Annotated in this window: 15 protein-coding genes; 7 read left to right on the top strand and 8 right to left on the bottom strand. The window is 62.3% G+C overall.

Annotated features, from left to right (window positions below; all coding sequences use genetic code 11):
* The first annotated feature begins 30 nt into the window (after positions 1–30).
* Complete coding sequence (locus ACXYMO_RS11235; RefSeq protein ID WP_458878772.1) at positions 31–627, top strand: TetR/AcrR family transcriptional regulator; 597 nt, start codon at positions 31–33, stop codon at positions 625–627.
* On the opposite strand, the gene ACXYMO_RS11230 is transcribed toward ACXYMO_RS11235, so the two are convergent.
* From ACXYMO_RS11230 to ACXYMO_RS11220, 3 genes are all read right to left on the bottom strand, one after another.
* Positions 624–1,367: an SDR family oxidoreductase gene (locus ACXYMO_RS11230; protein ID WP_458878771.1), complete on the bottom strand. Its 744-nt coding sequence runs from the start codon at positions 1,365–1,367 to the stop codon at positions 624–626. The genes ACXYMO_RS11235 and ACXYMO_RS11230 overlap by 4 nt on opposite strands.
* Before the next feature lie 65 nt (positions 1,368–1,432).
* Complete coding sequence (locus ACXYMO_RS11225; RefSeq protein ID WP_458878770.1) at positions 1,433–2,503, bottom strand: DUF2235 domain-containing protein; 1,071 nt, start codon at positions 2,501–2,503, stop codon at positions 1,433–1,435.
* The gene (locus tag ACXYMO_RS11220; RefSeq protein ID WP_458878769.1) at positions 2,484–4,778 is read right to left on the bottom strand and encodes a xanthine dehydrogenase family protein molybdopterin-binding subunit; all 2,295 of its coding nucleotides are present in this window, start codon (positions 4,776–4,778) and stop codon (positions 2,484–2,486) included. The genes ACXYMO_RS11225 and ACXYMO_RS11220 overlap by 20 nt, the downstream gene beginning before the upstream one ends.
* Positions 4,779–4,952: 174 nt before the next feature.
* Between ACXYMO_RS11220 and ACXYMO_RS11215 the strand changes: the two genes are divergently transcribed.
* Positions 4,953–5,573: an HD domain-containing protein gene (locus ACXYMO_RS11215; RefSeq protein WP_458878768.1), complete on the top strand. Its 621-nt coding sequence runs from the start codon at positions 4,953–4,955 to the stop codon at positions 5,571–5,573.
* Positions 5,574–5,600: 27 nt separating this feature from the next.
* Here ACXYMO_RS11215 and ACXYMO_RS11210 read toward each other — a convergent pair whose 3' ends face one another.
* Complete coding sequence (locus ACXYMO_RS11210) at positions 5,601–6,575, bottom strand: zinc transporter ZntB (RefSeq protein ID WP_458878767.1); 975 nt, start codon at positions 6,573–6,575, stop codon at positions 5,601–5,603.
* A gap of 150 nt (positions 6,576–6,725) precedes the next feature.
* Here ACXYMO_RS11210 and ACXYMO_RS11205 point away from each other — a divergent pair, with 150 nt between their 5' ends.
* Entirely contained in the window at positions 6,726–9,587 is a 2,862-nt protein-coding gene (locus ACXYMO_RS11205) for a valine--tRNA ligase (RefSeq protein ID WP_458878766.1), read from the top strand.
* A 257-nt stretch (positions 9,588–9,844) separates the two neighbouring features.
* Positions 9,845–10,837, top strand: a complete 993-nt coding sequence (locus ACXYMO_RS11200) for an aldo/keto reductase (protein ID WP_458878765.1) — start codon at positions 9,845–9,847, stop codon at positions 10,835–10,837.
* Positions 10,838–11,026: 189 nt separating this feature from the next.
* On the opposite strand, the gene ACXYMO_RS11195 is transcribed toward ACXYMO_RS11200, so the two are convergent.
* From ACXYMO_RS11195 to ACXYMO_RS11185, 3 genes are all read right to left on the bottom strand, one after another.
* Positions 11,027–12,100 carry an NAD(P)H-dependent flavin oxidoreductase gene (locus tag ACXYMO_RS11195; RefSeq protein WP_458878764.1) on the bottom strand — a complete coding sequence of 358 codons (1,074 nt, stop codon included), beginning with the start codon at positions 12,098–12,100 and terminating at the stop codon, positions 11,027–11,029.
* Positions 12,101–12,138: 38 nt separating this feature from the next.
* Positions 12,139–12,921, bottom strand: coding sequence for a crotonase/enoyl-CoA hydratase family protein (locus ACXYMO_RS11190; protein ID WP_458878763.1), 783 nt, complete (start codon positions 12,919–12,921; stop codon positions 12,139–12,141).
* Positions 12,922–13,021: 100 nt separating this feature from the next.
* Positions 13,022–13,186, bottom strand: a complete 165-nt coding sequence (locus tag ACXYMO_RS11185; RefSeq protein ID WP_458878762.1) for a Tat pathway signal protein — start codon at positions 13,184–13,186, stop codon at positions 13,022–13,024.
* Positions 13,187–13,291: 105 nt separating this feature from the next.
* Here ACXYMO_RS11185 and ACXYMO_RS11180 point away from each other — a divergent pair, with 105 nt between their 5' ends.
* Positions 13,292–14,398, top strand: coding sequence for a pyridoxal phosphate-dependent aminotransferase (locus tag ACXYMO_RS11180; protein WP_458878761.1), 1,107 nt, complete (start codon positions 13,292–13,294; stop codon positions 14,396–14,398).
* A gap of 95 nt (positions 14,399–14,493) precedes the next feature.
* A complete protein-coding gene (locus tag ACXYMO_RS11175) occupies positions 14,494–14,685 on the top strand; it encodes a histidinol phosphate aminotransferase (RefSeq protein WP_458878760.1) in 192 nt (63 codons plus the stop codon).
* An 81-nt stretch (positions 14,686–14,766) separates the two neighbouring features.
* Here the strand turns inward: ACXYMO_RS11175 and ACXYMO_RS11170 are convergent, their stop codons facing one another.
* Positions 14,767–15,975, bottom strand: a complete 1,209-nt coding sequence (locus tag ACXYMO_RS11170; RefSeq protein ID WP_458878759.1) for a pyridoxal-phosphate-dependent aminotransferase family protein — start codon at positions 15,973–15,975, stop codon at positions 14,767–14,769.
* A gap of 158 nt (positions 15,976–16,133) precedes the next feature.
* Here ACXYMO_RS11170 and ACXYMO_RS11165 point away from each other — a divergent pair, with 158 nt between their 5' ends.
* Positions 16,134–17,990 carry an ABC transporter ATP-binding protein gene (locus tag ACXYMO_RS11165; RefSeq protein ID WP_458878758.1) on the top strand — a complete coding sequence of 619 codons (1,857 nt, stop codon included), beginning with the start codon at positions 16,134–16,136 and terminating at the stop codon, positions 17,988–17,990.
* The last annotated feature ends 2 nt before the right edge of the window (positions 17,991–17,992 follow it).

The raw sequence follows: 17,992 nt of genomic DNA, 5'->3' as shown, positions 1-17,992 counted from the left end.
ATTATTGCAAGGCAAAATGAGGATCCTGAAATGCGCAATGAAAAGCGCCAGACCCGGCAGGCGGAAATTTTCGCGGCCGCCTATGCGGTTCTAAGCGACAAGGGATATGGCGGGGCATCGATGCTGAACATTGCCAAGGCGGCAAAGGCATCGAATGAAACGATGTACCGATGGTACGGCGACAAGAAGGGCCTGTTCAAAGCCATGGTACAGGCCAATGCGGGCGACGTGAAACAGGCCCTGAGCAACGCACTGGAGCATCAGGACGATCCGCGCCGGTCCCTGGCGGACATTGCGCCCATTCTGCTGACGGCCCTGATGGGCGACAGGGCCGTGTTCTTGAACCGCGCGGCGGCGGCGGATCATACCGGCGAACTGGGGGCCGCCATTTCCGAAGGGGGGCGCACCGAAATCGTGCCCCTGATCGAGGCATTGATGCAAAGCGCGATAGAGGCCGGCGCGCTGACCGCGCCCTCGGCCCGGCAGGCGAGCGAATGGTACGTCAGCCTGCTGATCGGGGATTTGCAGATCAGACGCGTGACCGGCGCCCTGCCCCCGCTATCCGCTGATGCCATCGCGGCGCGGGCGGAGGGGGCGCTGGCGGCGTTTGACCGGCTGACGGCCTAAGCCTCGTCAAAGCCCTGATAGAACCGGTTCCACGTGGGTGAGATCAGGATTTCGTTCAGGCACACATGGGGCGGCATTTCCGCGACGAACCGAATTGTTTGTGCCAGATCGTCAGCCTGAAGCATCCTGTCCATGTCCTCTTGCGCCGGCGGCGTGGGACGGGATTTCAGGATGTCCGTGGCCACCTCACCCGGCATGATGACGGTCGAGCGGATGCCATGCGCCCCCTCTTCGTCATTCACCGTTTCGCTGAGGGCGAGCACTGCGCGTTTGGTGGCGTTATAGGCCGCGCCGGTCAGGCGGGTGGCATAGCGCCCTGCCCAACTGGAGATCAGAATGACGGTGCCGCCCCCCTGATCGCGCATGCCTGGCAGAACCGCGTGGAGCGGATAGAAAACACCGTTCAGGTTGACGTTCACGACCTTGTCCCAGCCTTCGGCGCTGACGGTGGCCAGAGATCTGTCGGGCACGTTCAACCCGGCATTGGCCAAAAGGATGTTCACGGGGCCGATGTCCCGCGCGGTGGCCGCCACGGCGTCGGCGTCGGCCACGTCCAGCGGTTTGACCTGCGCCCGCCCACCCAGCGCCTGGATGGTGTCAGCCACGGATTGAAGCGGCTCTGCACGGCGTCCTGACAGGATAACCTCGGCCCCGGAGGCCGCCAGCGCCTGCGCGGCGGCCGCACCGATGCCCGATCCGCCGCCTGTGATCCACGCGCGTTGACCTGAAAGTTTTGTCACTTGGGTCTTCTCCCTCACTGTCCCATAGCCAAGGCTAGACCCAAGCGCGCGGCCCCCGCAAGAAATCAATTCGCAGGCGAGGAGGCACCGGGCGAAACGACACGAAGGGGAGCCCTGTCCTGACGAACCGAGTCATGTACCTGTTCGGTCCAGTCCTGCCCGACCACACGCGGTTTGCGCAGCAGGAAAATCTTGCCCCATCCGCGCCATGTGCCGATCGAAGGCGCATCCGCGTTGGTGTAAAATCGGTTGCGCCACCCGTCGGGCAGCGGCAATCCGCATTCGGCGGCCCTGTCCAGCATCCAGACCAGCGAGATATTGGCCAGGGGGCGCGCCGCTTCGAATCCGCCGATCTGCCCGCCGACGTCGCCATGGCAGCCGCGAAACCAGACCTGTTCGATTCTGCCGGGCCAGACCGCCGGGCATTTCCACAGGACCGGCGAAAAGACTTCGCGCGTTTCATCCAGGGCCAGCGCATGAAACCCGTTTCGGACCGAACGGCAAAGTTCATGGTCGTGATAAGAATGGTCCTGTTCAGAGACGCGCCACAGGATCGGCACCCGCAGGCCAAGCGCCTTGACCGTGTCCCAGACCCCGACCATTTCGATAGGCACGACCGGATGGCAATAGGCGCGTGAAAAAGCCTCGACATGGGGGTTCTCGGGGTCGCCCTGATAGTGACGATAGGCGATGCGGATATTGCGCACGGTGGCATGTTGCGCGGTCAAAAGGCCGACCCTGTCGATCACCCCGGCAAGCGAGCGGACGCCATAGGCACCGCGCGAATAGCCGATCAGATAAATCCGGTCGCCAGGGTGGTAGCGCGAAGCAAGATAGCCATAGGCACGCCGGATCTGGCGGTTGACCCCGCGCCCCATCATCACGTTCAGCGTGCTGCGCCAATCGGGCCATTGCACGCCGGATTCGTAAAAAACCGAAACATCCGCCCCCATCTGGCGGCACAGCCGATACGTCACGCCGGCATGGGTCTCATAGCCATGTTCCAGAGAAGACAGCGTTCCATCCAGAATGATGACATGGGTGCGCGGGCCGCGCAGGGGCGCCTCGCCCGAATGCTCACTGCGAAGCGGGCGCCCAAGCCATCCTAAAAGTTGTTTACGAAGCTGCTTCAGCATCCGCGAGAAGACCCCAAACCCTGGCCGGCGTGAACGGCATATCAGCCTGACGCACGCCGCGATCCCAGAGCGCATCTTGCACAGCATTGCCGACAGCAGCCATCGCGCCGACGGTTCCAGCCTCGCCGCAGCCTTTCATGCCCATCAGGTTCGCGGTCGAGGGTACGACCTCGGTCGAGAAATGGATCATGGGCACATCTGCCGCGCGGGGCATGGCATAGTCCATGAAGGTCGCGGTCAGAAGCTGGCCCTGATCGTCATGCACCACGTGTTCGGTGATGGCCTGACCAATCCCCTGAACCACACCGCCGTGGACCTGACCTTCGGCCAGCATCGGGTTGATCAGATTCCCGAAATCGTCGACCACGGTATAGCGATCCACCTGTGTGACACCGGTTTCGGGATCGACCACGACCTCGGCGATATGGGCCCCGTTGGGATAGGAGCGCCCCGGCAGGGTGGCGCGGGCCTCATGCGTCAGCAAGTCGGTGCGCCCGTCGGCGCGGGCCATGTCAACCGCCTCAAGCAGCGTGGGGCGCATATTCGTTCCCGGGGCGCGGAACCCCTCCTCGTCAAAGGTGATCTCGGCCTCGTCCACGCCCATCTTGTCGGCCAAATAGGGGGCAAAGGCGGCGACCATCTTGTCGATCGTCGCAAGGGTTGCCGTGGTCTGCGTGGTGACCGAACGGGACCCGCCGGTGCCACCGCCCTGTGTGATCAGGTCACTGTCGCCCTGTACCACGGTAATCAGTTCGGCCGGAATGCCGGTCTGATCAGCAAGGAACTGGGCATAGACGGTTTCGTGCCCCTGCCCGTTGCTTTGCGTGCCGACATAGATGCTGACCGTGCCATCGTCGTGGAATTCGACCTTGGCGCCCTCGGACGGGTCGCCCAGGATGCTTTCGATGTAATAACAGATCCCCTGCCCGCGCAGCAGGCCGCGCGATTCGTCCGCGGCGCGGCGGGCGGCAAAGCCATCCACGTCCGCCTCGTCCACGGCGCGGCTCAGAACGCGCGCGAATTCGCCCACGTCGTAGGTTTCGCCGGTGGCCGTTTGATAGGGGAACTTGTCCGGCGCGATGAAGTTGCGGCGGCGCAAGTCCCAAGGGTCGACACCCAGTTCACGCGCCGCCCGGTCCATGACCCGTTCCAGCAGGTAAATCGCCTCGGGGCGGCCCGCGCCGCGATAGGCATCGACCTGCGTGGTGTTGGTGAAATAACCCTCGACCTGCAGCCAGGTGGTTTGCACGTCATAGGTACCCATCAGGACGCGCGAAAACAGCAGCGACTGGATCGGCTGGCCGAACTGACTGTTATAGGCGCCGAGGTTGCAGCGCGTGTGCACGCGATAGGCGGTGATGCGGTTGTTTTCGTCAAAGGCCAGTTCGCCAAGCGATACCAGATCGCGCCCGGCGTTGTCGGTCAGCATCGCCTCGGTCCGGTCCGACATCCAGCGCACCGGGCGGCCCAGCACCCGCGCCGCCTGAGCGACCGAGAAATATTCGGGATAGGCCATGCCTTTCATCCCGAACCCGCCACCCACGTCGGGGTTGGTGATGCGGACGTTGTCCTTGTCCATGCCGAACTGGGTGCTGATCTGGTCCTTCATGCCCCAGACCCCCTGCCCGCCAAATGCGAGATGCAGGCGGGTGCCGTCAAATTCCGCGTAACAGCCACGTGGCTCCATCGAGTTCACGATGATCCGGTTATCGCCCACCTCAAGGCTGACGACCTTGGCCGCGGCCTCGAATGCGGCGTTCGTTGCCTCTTCGTCGCCCATGCCCCAGTCAAAGGCCTTGTTGTCGGGGGCTTCGGGGTGAACGGGTTCACCGCCCGGTGCAAGGTCGAGTTTGACCGGAAGTTCGTTGATGTCGAGATCGACCAGTTCGGCGGCATCGCGCGCCTGTGCCAGCGTATCGGCCACGATCAGGGCGATCGGTTCACCGACAAAGCGCACGCGCCCCTTGGCGAGCATCGGGCGTTGGGGACCAGCACCCTTGGAGCCATCGCGGTTATCGACCAGCGTCGCGGCCATACCGATGTTGATCCCTGCGGATTCGAGGTCTTCGACGGTCAGGACAAGCTGGACACCATCCGCATCGCGGGCCGCGGACAGATCAAGATTGGAGATTTCGCCGTGGGCAACAGGACTGCGCAGGTAAAAGGCATGAAGCGCTCCCTCGGGTGCAATGTCATCCACATAGCGCCCGTGACCCGTCAGGAACCGGGTGTCCTCGACGCGTTTGACCGGCTGGCTCTTACCGAATTTGTCCATGAGATCGTCCTTGCATTGACCTATAGCCGGACACTAACCCGCAGGGTCACAATGTCCAGCGGTGTGGGCAAAAATCCCAGGGCGCTTGTCACTTTACCTGACGCGAACAAAGGCCTTAGGGTTGGGTGAACGGGGCCATCAACGCGGCCCCGGCCCGAAGAAAGGCGACGAGGCATGGACAAGGTCAGCTTTACCCGAATGAAGGACGGCACGCGCGAGGAATATGAATTCCTGACCGCGCATGAGGTAGAATACACCAAGGGCACGGCGGACCGGTTGCTGCAGGCGATGGTGTCGCTGGACGAAGGTCTGTCGGGGTACCAAATCACGCGGCTGGGCCATTCGCTGCAATCGGCAACCCGCGCTTGGCGGGACGGGGCCGATGACGATTGGGTCGTCAGCGCCCTTCTGCACGACATCGGCGATATTTTCGCGCCCTATAACCACGACGAATATGCCGCCACCATCCTGCGCCCCTTTGTGCGCGAACAATGCAGCTGGTGCGTGCAGACACATGGCGATTTCCAGATGCTGTATTACGGGCATCACGTGGGCGGCAATCAGCACAAGCGCGACAGGCACAAAGGGCATGCCTATTTCGACGATTGCGCCGAATTCTGCGAACGTTGGGATCAATCCAGCTTTGATCCCGAATATGACATCCTGCCTTTGGAGTTCTTCGAGCCGATGGTGCAAGCGGTGTTTGCCCGCCCGCCCCATGACGAAGGGGTATTACAGCCCGGAACGCGGGTTCCCCTGACCAATCCGGCGGTTGCAGCAGCAAGACAGGGCTGAGCCGCGCGCGGGCATCGCGCCAGATCCCTATTTGCCAAGCATGCCCCAGCGCCGGAACAGCCAGAGCAAGAACAGCGCGATCACAACCAAAGCGCCGCAAACGAACCAGAAGGCCAGCGGATTGTCGGTCCCGGGTATGCCGCCGACATTTATGCCAAGCAATCCGGTCAAAAGGCCAAGCGGCAGGAAAACCGCCGCGACCACCGACAGGATCAGCATTTGCCGGTTGGTTATTTCGGCGCGCATGTCCATGATCTGATCGTGCACCACCTCGGCCCGGTCGCGAATGGCGTCCAGCGCCTCGGCCAGACGGGTCACGCGCTCCGTGGCCTCGCGCAGGCGATCGCGCGCCATGGGGTGCAGCCAGTCCATATCCTCGATGGCAAGGGTACTCAGCGCATCGCGCTGAGGGAACATGAACCGGCGCAGCATGATCGACACGCGGCGCACCTCGGCCAGATTTCCCCGCGAAGGCGCTGTGCCGGTGTCGGCCAGTTCGGCCTCCAGATCGTCGATCCGTTCGTTCAGATCGGCCACCACGGGTTCGGCCCGGTCTGCCAGACGCAGGGCCAGACGTGCCACCAGTTCTCCGGCGTCCTTGGGAGCAACGTTGCGATCACAGGCATCGCGGACATCCTCGATGGCGCGCAAACGGCGGCGCTGAACGGTCACGACCAGTCCGGCCGTGACCCACAGCCGAAGGGAAACCATGTCTTCGGGATCTGCGCCTTCGGTCAGGTTGACACCTCGCAGGTTCAGCAAAATGCCATTGCCAAAGACGGTACAGCGCGGACGCGTTTCCGGCGCATCCAGCACATCGACCACATGATCGGGCAATCCCGACACCTGCAACCAGCCCGCAACACTGGGGTCGGGCCGTGCCAGATGCACCCAGACAAAACCCTCTTTGACGCTGGCCAGCGTTTCGGCGGGTTGATCCGTTACCGTGATCGGATCGGCCTGGCCTGATCCATGGCACCTATAGGCAAAGTTGATTGTCATGCTTCGTGTCGTCCCCTGCTGCGCGCCTGGCCCAATTTGCGCCAGATGTATCGGATAATCCATGCAGAAAACCGCGCGGGGCGCGCTTGGTCTTTCCCTTCGCCGCGCCTTTCGCTAGATGATGCGCGGACCAAACGGGGACCTGCTACGATGCCAATGGAAAAGACATTCAACGCCGCCGAGGCGGAATCACGCCTCTATGACGCCTGGGAAAAGGCCGGGTGTTTCACCGCTGGCGCAAACGCCAAACCGGGCGCAAGCACCTATTGCATCATGATCCCCCCGCCCAACGTGACCGGCAGTCTGCACATGGGTCATGCCTTCAACAACACGCTGCAGGACATCCTGATCCGCTGGAAACGGATGCAGGGGTTTGACACGCTCTGGCAGCCGGGCACCGACCACGCAGGCATCGCGACCCAGATGGTGGTGGAACGCAAACTGGCCGAGACCCAGCAACCGTCGCGCCGCGAAATGGGGCGCGAGGCGTTCCTGGAAAAAGTGTGGGAATGGAAAGAGGACTCCGGCGGCACCATCATCAATCAGCTCAAGCGCCTCGGCGCATCCTGCGATTGGAGCCGCGAGGCCTTTACCATGTCGGGAAGTTTCCCCGATGCGGTGATCAAGGTCTTTGTCGACATGTACAACAAGGGGCTGATCTATCGCGGCAAGCGGCTGGTCAACTGGGACCCGCATTTTGAAACCGCCATTTCCGATCTCGAGGTCGAAAACCTCGAAGTTGCGGGCCACATGTGGCATTTCAAATACCCGCTGGCCGGTGGTGTCACCTATGAATATGTCGAAAAGGACGAGGACGGAAACGTCACCCTGCGCGAAACACGCGATTACATTTCCATCGCCACGACCCGCCCCGAAACCATGCTGGGCGACGGCGCGGTCGCGGTTCACCCGTCGGATGAGCGTTATGCGCCAATCGTTGGAAAACTTTGTGAAATTCCCGCCGGCCCAAAAGAGCATCGCCGCCTGATCCCGATCATCACCGATGACTACCCCGATCCCGATTTCGGGTCCGGCGCGGTCAAGATCACCGGCGCGCATGACTTTAACGACTATGGCGTCGCCAAGCGGAACAACATTCCCTGTTATCGCTTGATGGACACCAAGGGCGCCCTGCGCGCCGATGGCGCGCCCTATGCCGACGAGGCCGCCAAGGCCCAAGCGATCGTTGAGGGCAAGGCGTTTACCGAATCCGAGATCGACGCCATCAATCTGGTCCCCGACACCTATCGCGGGCTGGACCGGTTCGAGGCCCGCAAACAGGTCGTCGCCGACATCACCGCCGAAGGTCTGGCCGTGATGCAGGACATCACCAAAACCGACCCCGACAGCGGGGAAGACGTTGTGGTGTCCGAACCCTTTGTCGAAAACAAACCGATCATGCAGCCCTTTGGCGACCGCTCCAAGGTGGTGATCGAACCAATGCTGACCGACCAGTGGTTTGTGGACACCGCCCAGATCGTCGGCCCCGCGCTGGATGCCGTGCGCAACGGCGATACCAAAATCCTGCCCGAGCGCGAGGAGAAGGTCTATTTCCACTGGCTCGAGAATATCGAGCCCTGGTGCATCTCGCGCCAGCTGTGGTGGGGGCATCAGATCCCGGTTTGGTTCGATTCCGATGGCAACCAATATTGCGCCGCCACCGAAGACGAAGCACAGGCCATGGCCGGTGCGGACGTTGACCTGACACGCGACCCCGATGTCCTCGACACCTGGTTCTCCTCCGGTCTCTGGCCCATCGGCACGCTGGGTTGGCCTGAAAAGACGCCGGAACTTGAAAAATACTTCCCCACCAACACGCTGATCACCGGGACCGACATCCTGTTCTTCTGGGTGGCGCGGATGATGATGATGCAGCTCAGCGTCGTGAACCATGTCCCCTTCGACACCGTGTACCTGCACGGCCTTGTCCGCGACGCCAAGGGCAAGAAGATGAGCAAATCCACCGGCAACGTGGTGGACCCGCTGGATATCATCGACGAATACGGCGCCGACGCGCTGCGCTTTACCAATGCGGCGATGGCCTCCCTCGGTGGCGCGCTGAAACTCGACACCCAGCGCATCGCCGGGTACCGCAATTTCGGCACCAAGCTGTGGAACGCCATGCGGTTTGCCGAGATGAACGACGTCTTTGGCGCCACGCCCACCGGCATCCCCGCCCCCGAACAGACGTTGAACAAATGGATCATCGGCGAAACCGCCAAGGTCCGGGCCGAGGTCGATGCCGCCCTTGAGGCGTTCCGTTTCAACGACGCCGCCAGCGCGCTTTATGGATTTGTCTGGGGCAAGGTCTGCGACTGGTACGTGGAGTTTGCCAAGCCCCTGCTGCAGGACGACAACCCCGGCAAGGCGGAAACCCAAGACTGCATGAAATGGGTTCTGGATCAGTGCCTTATCATGCTGCACCCGATCATGCCCTTCATCACCGAAGAGCTGTGGGGCCTGTCCGGGGACCGGCCCAAGATGCTGATCCACGCCGATTGGCCCGCCTATGGCGACGAACTGGTCGATGCGGCGGCGGATCAGGAAATGAACTGGGTGATCGACCTGATCGACAGCATCCGTTCGGCGCGCGCGCAAATGCACGTCCCCGCCGGTCTGCACATCCCGATGCTGGTCAGCACGCTGGATGAGGCCGGGCGCGGCGCATGGGCGCGCAACGAAACCCTGATCAAACGTCTGGCCCGGATCGAAAGCCTTGAAGACGTCGAAACCTTTCCCAAGGGCTGTGTCACCATCGCCGCACAGGGTGGCAGCTTTGGCCTGCCGCTGGCCGGGATCATCGACATCGACGAGGAAAAGGCGCGGCTTGAAAAAACCCTCGGCAAACTGGCCAAGGAACTGGGCGGTCTGCGCGGGCGTCTCAACAACCCGAAATTCGCCGAATCCGCCCCCGAAGAAGTGGTCGAGGAAACCCGTGCCAACCTTGCCGCGCGCGAAGAGGAAGAAACCAAGCTGAAAGAGGCGCTCGCCCGTCTGGCAGAACTGGGCTGACACCGATCGGACGTCCTGAGCAGCGGCTTGAAAAGGCCGCTGCCGTTTCGTTCAGGACATTGACCTGGACGTTCAACACGGCGAAGATTTTCAACCTGGCCCCGCCAGAGCCGCCGGGGCACAAACCGGGCCACGCAACGGACACAAATCTTTTCCCTTGCGCCCGGAGGGCGAGGCCGGTCTTCTGACCCCGGCCATGCGGTCCCGCACCGCTGGATGATCGGCGACCTTGCTCGGATAATACTTGGGGAAATCGGATGAAAATGACACGCTTGGGGGCCAACGGCCCGGAAATTTCGCAATTCGGGATCGGGGCCATGTCCTTTGCCGGAATCTATGGCGATGCGACCGTGGAAGAAAGCCATGCGGTGTTGAATGCCTGCCGGTCTGCCGGGGTGACCCATATTGATACGTCAAATGTCTATGGCAACGGGCGCTCGGAAGAGATCATCGGGACATGGTTCAGCGACACCCCCGGTGCGCGGGCCGATATGGTGCTGGCCACCAAAGCGGGCATTTCCCGGGACCCCGAGCGCCGGTTCAACAACGACCCCGAGCACCTGGAATCTGCGCTGGACGCCAGCCTGAAACGGCTCGGTGTCGATCATGTCGATCTGTTTTATGTCCATCGCTATGACCGCGCGCACAGCATCGAAGATGTCGCCGGAACCCTGAAACGTCTGATCGACAGCGGCAAGACCAGAGCCGTGGGTCTGTCCGAGATCGCCCCCAGTACGCTGCGGCGCGCCTCCACCGAATGCCCGATCGCGGCGGTACAGTCCGAATACTCCCTGTCCACCCGCGCGCCGGAGTTGGGTCTGACCCAAGCCTGCAGGGAGCTGGGAACCACGATGGTGGCGTTTTCCCCTGTTGGCCGGGCGTTTCTGACCGACGCGCCGTTCAGCTACGAACGCGCGCAATCCATGGATTTTACCCGGAACAACCCGCGGTTTGTTGAACCAAATTATAGCGCCAATATCGCGGCAACCGACAGATTACGCACCCTCGCGTCGGACATGGGCGAACCCGCTGCGGCGCTGGCCATCGCATGGGTCATCGCGCAGGGCGATCATGTGCTGCCGATCCCAGGCACCCGGAACACCGCGCATCTTTCAGAACTTGTCCGCGGCACTGAGATCGACCTTTCCGCAGAAGACATCGCCCGCATCGAAAAGGCCCTTCCCGTTGGCTGGGCCCACGGCGACCGATACAACGCCGCGCAGTGGGAAGGTCCGGAACGGTATTGCTGATGGCGTTTCCGGACTGAACCGGATTGCAAAAATTCGCCGAATGGACGCAATGAAGCCGTTCTCTCACGCTCCTTTGGTGAATCTCCGAGGCGGTGGGCAATAGCGCAGCGTTCGCCGTACAAGGCTGACGCCGGCTTGGGCCACAAGAAACGCAAAAGCGTCTCTCCCCCCAACCCGGATGTAACCGCCTTAACCGTCCAACAGCGCGCGCGCCTCGTTCCAAAGGCGCGAAACCAACACGCCAGCAGGGTCGGCGCGCGCCATGGCCGCCGATTGCCCCGCCCAAGCCTGCATCGCATTGACACTGCCCGACTGTGCCGCTGTGGCCCGCATGGGCCCGGTCAGTGCACGCTGGATCGGGTATGGCGCCGGCGTCGGCCCTTTGGCCGCTGCCTCGGCATATGCAGTGCGCAGGGATCGGCCCAGACGTCCGGAAAAGGCGCGCGTGGCAATGGTGCCTTCGGGACGCGCCGTTACGATTGCGTCGGCCCAGGCGGGGTTTAACGCCGCCTCGGGCGTGCGCAGGAATCCGGTCCCGATCTGCACCGCCGAAGCGCCCAGTGTCAGGGCCGCCGCAATGCCGCGCGCATCGCCGATGCCACCCGTCGCCACCACCGGAACAGTGACGGCATCGACCACGGCGGGCAGCAGGGAAAACAAACCCACAAGGGCGCTGCCGGCCTGATCCGCGTCAAATGCACCGCGATGACCGCCGGCTTCCATGCCCTGAGCAATGATCACATCTGCGCCGGCCGCTTCGGCCTCTACCGCTTCGGCCACGGTTGTCGCGTTGGCGAACCAGCGGATGCCGCGATCTTTCATCTTTTGGATAAACTCTTCCGGGTAAACCCCCATGATAGATGAAATAACCGATGGTCCCGCCGCAAGCATGGCGTCGCATTGCGCATCGAAATCCTGTAACTTGACCTCGGCTGCGTCTGCGGGCAATTCGGGGCCCCATTGCGCCAGGAACGCGCGGATTTCGGCCTCGGCCACAGGGTCGCGCACCGGGTCGGGATCGGGTATCCAAAGGTTCATCTGGAACCCGCCGTTGGTCAGTGCACGCAACTCGCGCGCCCAGTCGGTGATTTCTTCGGGACTCATCAAAAGAGCGCCGCAAGCCCCCAGCCCACCGGAATTGGCAACCGCCGCGGACAAGGCGACCGGGCAGGCGCCCGCCATCGGAGCCAACAGGATCGGCACGCGCAGATCATAGGTTTCGCAGAACCCCCGCACCCGGTTTTGACGTGATGTCTCGCCCATGTTTGCCCCCTGTTCGACCGCCCCAGGCAGCCTGCCGGTTACTTGAATTCGGGCTTGCGGCCCTGCATTTGTGCGGCGATCACCTCCATCTGATGGGGCTTGCCGATCAGCCCGACGGATTCGCGGGATTCGGACAAGAGAACCTCATCACGCGGCGCGCTCTCGGCCACTTCGATCAGGCGTTTGGCGGCATGCATCGCACTGGGGCTTTTGCCGGCAATGTCACCGGCAAGGTCCAGCGCGGCGGCCAGCGGATTCTTTTCGACGGCGGTCACAAGGCCCCAGCGTTCGGCCTGAACCGCGTCAATGGGTTGGGCCGTGTAAACCATCAGGCGCAGCACATCCGAGCGCACCAGTTGCGGCAACAGCGCCATGCCGCCCATGTCGGGAATAAGTCCCCATTTCATTTCCATGACCGATAGTTTGGCGTCCGAGGCCGCAATGCGGATATCGGCGCCCAGCGCCAGCTGCAGACCGCCGCCATAGGCGACGCCCTGAATGGCCGCGATGACCGGGACGGGAACGCGGCGCCAGACCATGGCCACCTCCTGCATTGCATTGGCATCGTCAAACGTGCGCTCAAGCAGCCACTCCTCCGCGTTCATATTTCCCATCTTGGCGAAACTTTGCAGATCGAGACCGGCACAAAAGCTGCGACCTTCACCCGACAATACGACGGCGCGCGCGTCCGAGGCGGCGACCTCCTGCCCGGCGGCGATGATGGCCTTGCACATGGCATCGTCCAGCGCGTTCATCTTGTCCCCACGGGTCAGTGTCACCCGGGCGATGTGGTCTTTGTATTCGACAGAAACGCGCGCCATGCTGGCCTCCCCTCGTTGCTCAGACGATACCCTGCCCTGATCCGATAGGGTAATCCAGCCATACGTTGAGGAAAGTTTTCGCCAGCGGGAATTTGCGTGCTCAGTGCACGACCCGCTCGACCGCGCGCATCATGCCCAGCGATTTGTCATAGACCAGGGTCAGTATACGCCGCCCGCCCGTTCGGGTGGCGATGGACGGGAGGGCACGCACGGCGCCTGCGGCAAGTGTGGCAGCGATAAAGCCGCGGCGGGACAGTTTGGCCATGTGACCTCCGCTAGTTGCGAGTTATTCTCATGTATGCATTGCTCGCGTCGGTTCAAGCGCGCAGCAGGCTTGCCGTTGGGGCATCGGTCGGCTTATCTGCCAAACATGACACATCCGCGTTACACCCCGCTTGCCCAATCCCTGCCTGCAACCGTGCCCTTTGTCGGCCCCGAAACGCAGGAACGCCAGCGCGGCGCGCCGTTCGTGGCGCGGCTGGGCGCGAACGAGAATGTCTTTGGCCCCTCCCCCCGCGCGGTAGCCGCAATTCAGGCGGCGGCGGCCGATATCTGGATGTATGGCGATCCTGAAAACCAAGATCTGCGCCATGCGCTGGCAGCGCACCACGGTATTGCACCGGAAAACATCGTCGTGGGCGAGGGAATCGACGGGCTGCTGGGGTATCTGGTCCGTCTCATGGTGGGTCCGGGCGATGCGGTCGTCACGTCCGATGGGGCCTATCCGACGTTCAACTATCACGTGGCGGGATTTGGCGGCGCGTTGCACAAGGTCCCTTATAAAGACGATCACGAAGATCCTGCCGCCCTGATCGCCAAGGCCCGCGACGTGGATGCCAAGCTGATCTACCTGGCCAATCCCGACAATCCGATGGGCAGTTGGCACAAGGGGTCCGATCTGCTGGCGAAGCTGGATGAGTTGCCCGAGGGCTGTTTGCTGGTGCTGGACGAGGCGTATGTCGAATGCGCCCCCGAAGGGACCGCACTGCCGGTGACGGCTGAGGATCCGCGCGTGATTCGGATGCGGACATTTTCCAAGGTTTACGGCATGGCGGGGGTGCGGGTCGGCTATGCCCTGGGTGCGGCGGACCTGATTTTGTCCTTCAACAAGGTGCGCAATCATTTCGGTATGAACCGCACGGCCCAGGCCGGGGCGCTGGCGGCGCTTCAGGATGAGGCTTGGCTGGCCCATATCAAGCAGGAGATCGTCACGGCGCGCAACCGGATCGGTCAGATTGCACGCGACAACGGTTTGACACCCCTGCCCTCGGCCACGAATTTCGTGACCATCGATTGCGGCGGCGACGGAGATTTCGCACGCGCGGTTCTGGGCGAATTGGTTGCACTGGGCATTTTCGTGCGCATGCCCTTTGCCGCGCCGCAAGACCGGTGTATCCGGGTCAGCTGTGGACGCGCCCAAGATTTGGATGCGTTTGCGGCCGCATTGCCCAATGCATTGGCAAAAGCCCGCGCGTGAGCCCGCCCATCGGCAGGCATGACAACAGATTTACCTGACTCCTTGCGCCGCGGTGCTAAGATTGAAAAAACGCTCTATCTGTTTTGGAGGCCGCCATGCGTGATCATAAGGTGACTGCCGCTCCGGATTATACCGTTCCCGCGCTGATCATGGCCGGGATAAACCTGACATGGGTCTTTATCGCGCTTTGGGCGGTCTATGGCTGGGTGCCGGTTCTGGCACTGGCGGTATTCATCAACCATCTGATAACACGGCTGGAAATTCGCAGATCAAACCCGTTCCGCTAGGTGTTCTAAAAGGCCCTGAGTAGCCAGCGCCCACAATTTCGAGACAATTGAGCGCAACGCAGGATCAGGTCGTTTCCCGAACTAACGCCCCGCAATCACCGCTGCGGCAGCATCGACAGCGCCGCGCCCGTGCGGGACGCCCAGCGCGGTCAACCCGGCCTCGATCCCGCCCAGAAGGCCCAGAATCATCTGACCGTTGACATGGCCCATGTGCCCCAGACGAAAATAGCCGTCCGCATCCGGATGGCCGGGTTCGGCCATGCCCAAACCGATGCCCAGCGTCAGACCGATATGACCGGTGACCCAATTGCGCAACGCGGTACCGTTGGGCGACTTCAGATACAGCGATGTCACCGCATGGCTGCGCAGGGACGGATCGGCGATGTTCATGCGCAGCGATCCCCCCTCGCCCCAGACATCGCAAGCGGCCCAGATTGCCCGGGCCAGACGCCCATGGCGGGCCCAGACGTGATCGATGCCTTCGCCATGGATGAGGTCCAGAGCGGCCCGCAGGCCATAAAGATGATGTGTGGGCGCAGTGCCGCCGAAATGCTGGTAGTATTCTTCCGGGTTGGCGCGGGGCGTCCAATCCCAATAGCGGCTGACCCGTGGCATGGCGGCGCGCACTTTGGCCGCCCGGTCGTTGAAGAACACAAAGCTCATCCCCGGCGGCACCATTAGCCCCTTTTGACAGGCCGCAACCATCACATCGACACCCCAGGCATCCATTTCGAAAACGTCACAGGCCAGCGATGCAATGCAATCGGCCATCAACAGCGCGGGATGACCAACCTCATCCAGAACGGCCCGCAGGCCAGCGATGTCATTGAGCACCGAGGTCGATGTATCGACATGGGTCGCCAGCACCGCCTTGATGCTGTGGTCCCGGTCCTCTTTCAGAGCCTGGGCAATGCGGTCCAGGTCAAACGGTCCGCTTTTGCCAAAATCAATCACATCGACACTCGCCCCCAGCCCGGTGGCCATGTCGCCCCAGCCATGGCCAAACCGCCCGGTGGCGGGAACCAGAACCCGATCCCCCGGCGCGATGGTGTTGCTGAGCGCCGCCTCCCACGCGCCGTGGCCGTTGGAGATGTACATCGCCACGTCATGGCGCGTGCGCGCAACGCGTTTGAGATCGGGAACCAGACTATGGGTCAGATCGACCAGATCGCCCGCGTAGATATTGGGCGCCGGGCGATGCATCGCCTGCAACACGGCATCAGGCATGACGGAAGGCCCGGGAATCGCCAAATAATCGCGCCCTTGCGCCAACGTCAGTTCTTTGCTCATGGTAGGGTCCGTATTTTGGTTGCGATCACACTACCCATGCAGGTGGCAACGTCAATGCGGCTTGGTGCGATGCTTGCGCCGGGCGGCGGCGCACTCTAAATGGCCCGAACACGTAAAGGCAGGTTCATGACCCAGACCCCATTCCACACAGGCGCGGCATGAGTAAAAAGCACGCCACATCGGGCGAGTTGATGGGGTGGCTGTGGCGCAATTACCTGCGCCAGCACCTGCCGGTGCTGGCCATTGCGATGGTGTTCATGCTGCTGGAAGGCAGCATGGTCGGCGCGGTCAGTTACATGATGCAGCCTATGTTCGATCTGGTCTTTGTCGCTGGGAACACCGATGCGCTTGGCTGGGTCAGCCTGACGTTTCTGGCCATCTTCTGTGTGCGGGGCCTTGCCGGTGTCGTACAAAAGGTGCTTCTGACCGTGATTTCACAGAAAACCGCCGCCCATCTGCGGCTGGACCTGTTGAAACGGCTGATCCGCCAGGATACGTCGTTTCACCAGACCCACGCCCCCGGGTTTCTGATACAGCGCGTGCAAACCGATGTGAACGCGGTGAACAATGTCTGGCGTGCGATCATCACCGGCGCCGGGCGCGATATCATTTCCCTATTCATACTGATCGGCGTCGCTGTGAACGTGGACTGGAAATGGACCGCCGTGATGTTGGTCGGGGTGCCGCTGCTGATGCTGCCGATTGCCGGAGCCCAGCGTTATGTCCGCAAAAAGGCGGCACTGGCCCGCGATCTGGGGGCCGAGCTGGCTACCCGCCTGGACGAGGTGTTTCACGGCATCGTCCCCATCAAGCTGAACAATCTCGAAGATTATCAGGCCGAGCGGTTTTCGCGCCACACCGACACGTTCGTGCGCTCGGAAATCCGCGCCTCGTTCGGCACCGCTTCGATCACTGGCATGATCGACGTGATGGCGGGTGTCGGGTTCATGGGCGTGCTGATGTACGGTGGCTCGGAAATCATCTCCGGGGAAAAGACCGTTGGTCAGTTCATGAGCTTTTTCACCGCCATCGGTCTGGCGTTCGACCCCATGCGCCGCCTCGCCGCGATGAGCGGCACTTGGCAGGTCGCCGCTGCGGCGCTTGAGCGGCTGAAGGAACTGATGGATGCCCCCATTCTAGTGCAGGATCCAAAAACACCGGCCCAACCGCCCGAGGGCCTGCCGGACATCACCCTGACGGATGTCACCCTGAGATACGGCGAGTCCAGCGTGATCGACACACTGAACCTGCATGCCGAGGCCGGAAAGACCACGGCGCTTGTCGGCGCGTCGGGAGCCGGGAAATCGACCATTTTCAACCTTTTGACGCGCATGGTCGATCCGCAGCAAGGCTCGGTCAAGATCGGCGGCGTCGATGTGCGCGATCTCAACACGCCCGACCTGCGCGGGCTTTATTCGGTCGTCACGCAAGAGGCGTTGTTGTTTGACGAAACCCTGCGTGAAAACATCCTGCTGGGACGCACCGATGTTGACGACGAACAACTGAAGGGCGTGCTGGACGCCGCCCATGTGTCGGATTTCCTGCCCAAGCTGGCAGACGGTCTTGATACGCTGGTGGGGCCGCGCGGGTCGGCCCTTTCGGGTGGCCAGCGCCAGCGCGTCATGATCGCACGGGCCCTGCTGCGCGATACCCCCGTCCTGTTGCTGGACGAGGCCACCAGCGCGCTGGATGCGCAATCCGAACAGGTCGTTCAAAGTGCGCTCGACAAACTGTCAGGCGGGCGCACCACACTGGTCATCGCCCACCGTCTGGCCACCATCCGCAATGCCGACAAGATCGTGGTGATGGATCGTGGCCGCATGGTGGATCAGGGCAATCACGATGACCTGCTGGCCCGGGGCGGCATCTATGCCGATCTTTACAGGCTGCAGTTTCAGGATGGCAAAACCATCGTCGACCCGGTCGGCGCCGCCGCACTGGCCCCCCATGCGCCCAAAGCCACCGTACAGCGCCCCGGCCTTTTGCGCAGGATAACCGGTCGGTTGTTCGGCTGACC

Source organism: Arenibacterium sp. CAU 1754 (assembly GCF_054482635.1).
This window is presented reverse-complemented; position numbering and strand designations above follow the sequence as displayed.

What these genes read in the sequence shown, in the direction of transcription:
- ACXYMO_RS11235 (WP_458878772.1), top strand. Translation starts at nt 31, where the DNA reads ATGCGCAATGAAAAGCGCCAGACCCGGCAGGCGGAAATTTTCGCGGCC.
- ACXYMO_RS11225 (WP_458878770.1), bottom strand. Translation starts at nt 2,503, where the DNA reads ATGCTGAAGCAGCTTCGTAAACAACTTTTAGGATGGCTTGGGCGCCCG.
- ACXYMO_RS11220 (WP_458878769.1), bottom strand. Translation starts at nt 4,778, where the DNA reads ATGGACAAATTCGGTAAGAGCCAGCCGGTCAAACGCGTCGAGGACACC.
- ACXYMO_RS11215 (WP_458878768.1), top strand. Translation starts at nt 4,953, where the DNA reads ATGGACAAGGTCAGCTTTACCCGAATGAAGGACGGCACGCGCGAGGAA.
- ACXYMO_RS11210 (WP_458878767.1), bottom strand. Translation starts at nt 6,575, where the DNA reads ATGACAATCAACTTTGCCTATAGGTGCCATGGATCAGGCCAGGCCGAT.
- ACXYMO_RS11205 (WP_458878766.1), top strand. Translation starts at nt 6,726, where the DNA reads ATGCCAATGGAAAAGACATTCAACGCCGCCGAGGCGGAATCACGCCTC.
- ACXYMO_RS11200 (WP_458878765.1), top strand. Translation starts at nt 9,845, where the DNA reads ATGAAAATGACACGCTTGGGGGCCAACGGCCCGGAAATTTCGCAATTC.
- ACXYMO_RS11195 (WP_458878764.1), bottom strand. Translation starts at nt 12,100, where the DNA reads ATGGGCGAGACATCACGTCAAAACCGGGTGCGGGGGTTCTGCGAAACC.
- ACXYMO_RS11190 (WP_458878763.1), bottom strand. Translation starts at nt 12,921, where the DNA reads ATGGCGCGCGTTTCTGTCGAATACAAAGACCACATCGCCCGGGTGACA.
- ACXYMO_RS11185 (WP_458878762.1), bottom strand. Translation starts at nt 13,186, where the DNA reads ATGGCCAAACTGTCCCGCCGCGGCTTTATCGCTGCCACACTTGCCGCA.
- ACXYMO_RS11180 (WP_458878761.1), top strand. Translation starts at nt 13,292, where the DNA reads ATGACACATCCGCGTTACACCCCGCTTGCCCAATCCCTGCCTGCAACC.
- ACXYMO_RS11175 (WP_458878760.1), top strand. Translation starts at nt 14,494, where the DNA reads ATGCGTGATCATAAGGTGACTGCCGCTCCGGATTATACCGTTCCCGCG.
- ACXYMO_RS11170 (WP_458878759.1), bottom strand. Translation starts at nt 15,975, where the DNA reads ATGAGCAAAGAACTGACGTTGGCGCAAGGGCGCGATTATTTGGCGATT.
- ACXYMO_RS11165 (WP_458878758.1), top strand. Translation starts at nt 16,134, where the DNA reads ATGAGTAAAAAGCACGCCACATCGGGCGAGTTGATGGGGTGGCTGTGG.